Annotated in this window: 2 protein-coding genes; both read right to left on the bottom strand. The window is 67.8% G+C overall.

What is annotated here, in order from left to right:
- Positions 1-320, bottom strand: a 320-nt coding sequence (locus tag sphsw_RS19030) for a glycosyltransferase (protein WP_042467550.1), incomplete at its 3' end; no start/stop codon positions are given.
- Positions 321-328: 8 nt separating this feature from the next.
- Positions 329-1,212, bottom strand: an 884-nt coding sequence (locus tag sphsw_RS16080) for a galactosyltransferase-related protein (protein WP_031441515.1), incomplete at its 5' end; no start/stop codon positions are given.

Genomic DNA, 1,212 nt, shown 5'->3' with positions numbered 1-1,212 from the left:
GGCTCGATCGGGAAGCGGCTCAGGCTGTTGTTGTGCACCACGTCGAACCCACCCGCCGCGATCCTCTCGCACGCCGCGATATAGCCCTGGTCGACATGCGCGATCAGCGGCGCCGACCCGCGATGCTCGGCCCAGGGGAACACCCGCTCATAATGCTGGGGCAGCACCGGATCGATCGCGAAGCGCGGGTCGCTGTCGCCGCTCGCGAACAGCACGACGTCGTGCCCGCGTGCCTGCAGTCCTTCGGCCAGATACCAGCTGTGCGATTCCATCCCGCCCATGAACGGCTGCGCGATCCGCTGGCGGACGTGCGAGAGCAAAGCGATCCTCACGCCGCCGCGGCACTCGCGGCGACACGCTCTTCCAGCAGCCGGATGACGCTTGCGGTATTGGCATAGGGCTGGTGGCTCTGCTGTCCGGTCAGCGCGAGATCCGCGTCATCGGGGCGGCGGAGCACGCGTATCGGCTGGCCGGGCCGGTCGTCGATCAGCCCCATCAGCCGAAACGCGTGCAGCCAGTGCCCCATTGTCCGATAGCCCCAGCGCGCCTCGAACAGCTCGGCATTGCGGATCACGCTGTCGAGATGATGGACCGGCGGCATGTGGTGCGGATGATATTGATGATGCGCCAGCCCGCCCTTGATCCACGCGATCGGCACGCCCGCGGTGTCGAGCACCTTGCCGAAGTCGGTATCCTCGCCGCCATAGCCGTTATAGCCCTCGTGGAACCCGCCGACCGCGAGAAAGGTCGCGCGCCGCATCGCGAAGTTGAGCGACCAGAAACAGCGATAGTCGCCGCACGCCTCGATCCCCTCGGCGGGTGGTCCGCGCCGGTCCGAATGCCGCACCGCGACGTCCGCGAAATCCTCGCTGCGCCAGTCCCCCTTCGTCGCGCCGCCCGGCAGGTACATCACCTCGCCCATCAGCAACCCGTCATAGGTCGCGAGGTGCCCGGCATAGTCCGCGACGAGACCCGGCGCCGGGATGCAGTCCATGTCGAGGAAGATCAGCCCCTCCCCCGTCGCGGTCCGCGCCGCCAGGTTGCGCGCAGCGGCCAGCGGCAACGCCTCGCCCGCGATCATCAGCTGGCGGACCGGAAAATCCGTCTCGGGCAGGACATAGGGCTCGTCCTGCATCACCGCGACGATCAGTTCGCGCGGCGGGGTCGTCTGTCTCGTGAGCCCCAAAACCAGATTGTAGAGATGCTCCGCCC

The sequence above is a fragment of the Sphingomonas sp. FUKUSWIS1 genome (genome assembly GCF_000733135.1).
In the GTDB taxonomy this organism is placed as follows: Bacteria; Pseudomonadota; Alphaproteobacteria; order Sphingomonadales; family Sphingomonadaceae; genus Sphingomonas; species Sphingomonas aerolata.
Note: the sequence above shows the minus strand (reverse complement) of the source record. Positions and strands in the feature narration are given on the sequence as shown.